Source organism: Moraxella sp. 179-F 1C4 NHS, from assembly GCF_045370505.1.
In the GTDB taxonomy this organism is placed as follows: domain Bacteria; phylum Pseudomonadota; class Gammaproteobacteria; order Pseudomonadales; family Moraxellaceae; genus Faucicola; species Faucicola tetraodonis.
On sequence record NZ_JBIQEC010000049.1, the window covers coordinates 1 to 4761 of the forward strand.

At 37.5% G+C, this 4761-nt stretch carries 6 protein-coding genes; all 6 read left to right on the plus strand.

The genetic code is table 11. The features are described 5' to 3' along the window. On the plus strand, window positions 1–273 hold a 273-nt coding region (locus ACH0AB_RS11575; protein WP_406878239.1), incomplete at its 5' end, for an IS1 family transposase. Between the two features lie 129 nt (window positions 274–402). Next, a complete protein-coding gene (locus ACH0AB_RS11580) occupies window positions 403–1248 on the plus strand; it encodes a PP2C family protein-serine/threonine phosphatase (RefSeq protein WP_406878240.1) in 846 nt (281 codons plus the stop codon). Window positions 1249–1268: 20 nt separating this feature from the next. Continuing rightward, entirely contained in the window at window positions 1269–2009 is a 741-nt protein-coding gene (locus tag ACH0AB_RS11585; RefSeq protein WP_312116990.1) for a hypothetical protein, read from the plus strand. 31 nt (window positions 2010–2040) lie between these two features. Further along, window positions 2041–2892, plus strand: a complete 852-nt coding sequence (locus tag ACH0AB_RS11590; RefSeq protein WP_406878241.1) for an SIR2 family NAD-dependent protein deacylase — start codon at window positions 2041–2043, stop codon at window positions 2890–2892. Window positions 2893–2958: 66 nt separating this feature from the next. Further along, a complete protein-coding gene (locus tag ACH0AB_RS11595; RefSeq protein ID WP_309577542.1) occupies window positions 2959–3672 on the plus strand; it encodes a hypothetical protein in 714 nt (237 codons plus the stop codon). A 104-nt stretch (window positions 3673–3776) separates the two neighbouring features. Beyond that, window positions 3777–4742 carry a helix-turn-helix transcriptional regulator gene (locus ACH0AB_RS11600; RefSeq protein ID WP_406878242.1) on the plus strand — a complete coding sequence of 322 codons (966 nt, stop codon included), beginning with the start codon at window positions 3777–3779 and terminating at the stop codon, window positions 4740–4742. The last annotated feature ends 19 nt before the right edge of the window (window positions 4743–4761 follow it).

Sequence of the window (4761 nt, forward strand, 5' to 3'; positions counted from 1 at the left end):
ACAGCCAAACAGCTACGAGCCAAGCTTGATGAATTAGGTGTTGATTTTGGCTATGTCTGCTGTGATAACTGGGATAGTTTTTTAACCGCCTTTGATTTTGATTTTAAAAAGGTAGGTAAACACCATACGGTTGATATTGAAGGGAACAACAATTGTTTTAGGCAAAGGCTTAGGCGAGTCTTTCGAAAGACAAGCTGTTTCTCGAAAAAGCTAGCAAATCATTTTAAAGCGTTTAATTTACTGTTCCACTATGTCAATTATGGCTGGGTATAGTGAGCATACTTTTTATACCACAGCCAAAAAACGTATTGAATCACGGACTATATCGAATAAAGAAACCTAGAATATATTTTTCCAACTTTACGGTTATAATCAGATTAACCTTCTTACTCGACTCGTGATATGACCAGACTCTCCACTACGATTTGTGCGATGACCTTTCAAGGCAATGCCAGCAACCGCTTGCAGCAAGATGCATTTTTCTTTGTCGATGATTATTACCAAGAAGCGATTGGTATCACACCTGTGCATCGATGTGATGACGCCTTTTGTGTTGCGGTATCCGATGGTGTAGCAGAATCTAATCTATCGCAATATGCTAGCCTTAAGACAGTTAAAACAGTCAAACAACTGTGGCAAAACTATTTAGACAATTCAAATCAATCGGCTGTCATGGATATCTCAAAGATTTATGAAAAAGTCGCAACCCTACCAAAACGCTTTTATGGCGCGTCCGCGACGCTTGCCCTAGTCTATCGACCACTTGCTAAAGCCAGTGAAACCAATCCGCCCATCGTTATCAAACATATCGGTGACAGTCGGGTTTATCATTTTTCAGCTATGACAAAAACATGGCGATGTATCACCCGTGACCATAATCTACTCAATCAATTGATTGATGAAAAAGCGGAAAATGAAAATCGCCAAGCCGACTTTGGCGAATATAACCAAGACGGTATGGCAAGTCCTATGTATGCATTAACCGATTGTTTGATTGCCGATAGTGACTTAGACAACAATCCAATGCCTACTTTTGACAGTCAAACGTTAAAGGTCTCATCAGATGATTGCTTAGTGGTATGTACCGATGGCGTACATGACTTAGTGCCTTGCGATAAATGGCAAAGTATCGATAAGCATACTAATTTACAAGCATGGCTTAAACAGTTAAGCAAACAGATTTATGCCTCTGAAGGTCGTGCGTATGATAATGCAACCGCAATTTTAGTAAGGTTTGATGAGCATTAAAGAAAAAAGGCGTGTGTGAAATGGAAAATAATTCATCAGTACTTGATAGTGACATTGTAAAAGTCGATAAATATGAACCACATAAAATTGCCAATGGCAAAAATGAAGTCACTTTTTTTGTGGCGAGTGATGAGGTTGATTTGGCAGATTTGCAACGCTATCGGATACAGGCGCAAACGGATTATTTGATTGCGATTAATGGCACTGGTAAAGATTATGATTGCCTAAAACTTGCGGATAATGTCATCTTGTGTTCACTAAATGAAGTGCCTTTAGTTATGCAAGCATTTCAACGACTACATAGCGGTAGTGGCATCATTGGTATGAGTTGGGACGAAGTAAAATGGGCAATTTCTGGTAACAAAAATATTGAATTTTTACATGGTGTAGCAGGTGGTGAAAATTGCGTGGCTTTAGCATGTGAACAGTTTATCTCAAAACTACAGAGACTATCATCCAACTATCCGATTAAAAACGTGATGATTAATATGTTTGCGGATATTAGTTTTGGTTGTGAGCAGCAAGATTTTATTATCCAACAAATAGATAAAAATTTAATGGTTAATGATGCGACTACATTTTATCAGTTAAGTTTCTTTCATGAGTTTGATTACTGGAAAAAAGGTGAGCAGGGTTGTTGTATCTGTATGTTTTTGGTTTATGCCGATAAAGAAGATGATATTGAGCCAGTTATTATAGAAGACGATATACCGATGAAAACCACTAATCCAACTCAAAGAGCAGGCAACTCAATTAAATAGTATCTCAGACGACAACAGCAAAGGAATAAAAATGGATAATACAACCAAGTTAACCCATTTTGCCGAACACCTTAAACAAGCTGATGGCTTACTCATCACCGCAGGCGCAGGGATGGGCGTGGATTCAGGTTTACCTGACTTTCGGGGCGATCAAGGCTTTTGGAAAGCCTATCCACCGCTCAAGCATCTGGGCAAAAGCTTTGTCGATATGGCGACGCCAGAACTGTTCCACACCGATCCAAAATTGGCTTGGGGGTTTTATGGTCTCAGGCTCAATGCATATCGAGCGGTAGAACCGCATCAAGGTTTTCATCTACTTAAAAAATGGTCAGAAACATTACTCAATCTTAAAAACGGCTCATTTGTGTTTACCAGTAACGTGGATGGTGAATTTCAAAAAGTTGGATTTCAGGATGATCAAGTATTTGAATGTCATGGCTCTATTCATTGGTTACAGTGCCTAGAAAATTGCACGCAAGCTATTTGGTCGGCCGATAATTCCAAACCTGTGGTCGATAAGAAATATTGTCAGCTAATCAATGATTTTCCAACTTGTCCCCACTGCGGCGGTATGGCTCGTCCTAATATTTTGATGTTTGGCGACTGGCATTGGCAATCGCAGATGCAAGACGAAAAAGAGCGAAAGTTAATAGCTTGGCTAAAGCAAGTGAAAAATTTAGCCATTATTGAATTGGGAGCAGGGACAGCTGTACCGAGCGTGCGAAATTTTGGTGAGCGATTGGTCCAGCATTCAATCAACGAATCAGTGAGCTTATTGCGTGTTAATTTGCGAGAACCGCAAGTGCTTGATAAGAGTAATTGTTTTGGGGTGAGTGTGGGGGCGTTAAATAGTTTAATGTTGCTAAATGACGTGATAGAATAAAAACTAGAATTTTGTTTAAAAATGAAATTTTTTAAGTCTAAATATTATTTAACTTAGGAGTAAGTAATGGATAAAAATTGGCTTTTAGATTTTTCTGGTTGTGATGGTGGTACGATTGGTTCACCTAGCAATCGGTCAATTTGGATTTGTGGTATTGAATGGGGCGGTGGTATAGATGCTAAAGGTTTAAAAAACTATATCAATCAAAAATGGGATGGTTCTGATAATTTCGGTTACGATAGAAATGGGGTTTTAGACTACTATCCTTATAATATGGTGACTTATAAACTACTTGCAGTAATGCAAGATTATGATCTAAATAATTATAAAAAGTTTGTAGAAATAGAAATGCCATTTTTAGAAAATGGAAATTCTTCATATTTTAAAATGAATCTTTATCCAATAGCTTTCAAAAAGACAAATGCTAACCTTTGGACGAATGAAATTGCAGAAGTCAGTGGCTTTAAAACTAAAAATGATTATTTGCAATGGTGTAAAGAAAATCGTTTTCCAGTCATACAACGTTGGGTTCAAAAATACGATCCTAAACTTATTATCTGTTTTGGTAAAACCTACGCCCATAAATTTAATCTAGCTTTTTCTGATAATGAAACTGACTTTAATACAGAAGAAGTTGGTAACTTAATATTGCAATGGAAAAAAAATGATAACGGAACAATTATTGCGGTTTTACCATTTCCAAATGCACCAAATAAGGGACTAAAAAGTCATTCTGATATTGAAGCAATGGGTAAAAGATTAGCTCAATTTATCGAATAATTTTAAAGCTTTTAAGAAACAATTGTGCCTAAAACCTACGCCATTGGCGACATCCATGGCTGCAACCAACAGCTCATCGCCTTTTGTATTAGAAGGCAAATAAAATGAATATCATGGAAAAAACCCGTGGCGAACGCTTGATTTTACTGTATCAACATTTACCCAAAGGCAAAAAAAATGCCAAAACCCTAAGCGAGCTATTAACCAGGTTTAACCCCACAGGCGACAAAGCCAAAAGCCGTGCCAAACTCCTAGAGCAAGACTTGCTTTCATTGTATTCACTGTTTGGCGATAACTCTATTTGTCGTATGCCAGCATGGGAAGAAGGGTCAATCGCAGGTAAAACCCCAAAATACTACCTTCACCCCAACTTTACCCTAGATAGCTTTGACAATGAAAACCTATTTTTTTGGGAAATGCTTGATAAATTCACTGCCAACTACTTACCTAAAAATATTCATAATACATTAACTGCCAAGATCGCTAACGTCAAAAATCATCAAAATCTGCAATATCAAATTAGTCAGCTTGGGCAATGGAAAAACCACCTATTTACGATACCAAGTTTATTGCAAGCGCCTAAATATGACGAGCATATTCTAAAAACTATTCATCAAGCGATCATCGATGGTAAAAGATTAAAAATAAGTTATCTAGCAAAATGGGCAAATGAGCCTGTTACACGGTGGATTTATCCAAGAGGATTGATATTTATCGATAATATGATTTACCTAACTGCTTTTTACAAAGTAGAGGAAAGTATATCGACGCCTAAAAAAGTCTATTTAGATGCTAACCGCAATTACGCCATCATACGCATCAAATCAGTACAGATTTTAGAAGAGCCAATACCCAATTGGGTGAATGATTTAAGTTTGGAAGAATTAAGTCGAAAGGGCATGCTTGAAACCCATTTAACGCAACGAGGAAAGCCAATTATATTAAGGCTTAAAATTAATCATATTGCTGCCCAACATCTGACCGAGCGACCACTGTCAAACGATCAGACGTTAGAACCTGTTCACAATCTTTTCAATAATAAAGTGATAAAAGCGAGATTGGTAAATTGAAGGCTGGTATTTAAATGAC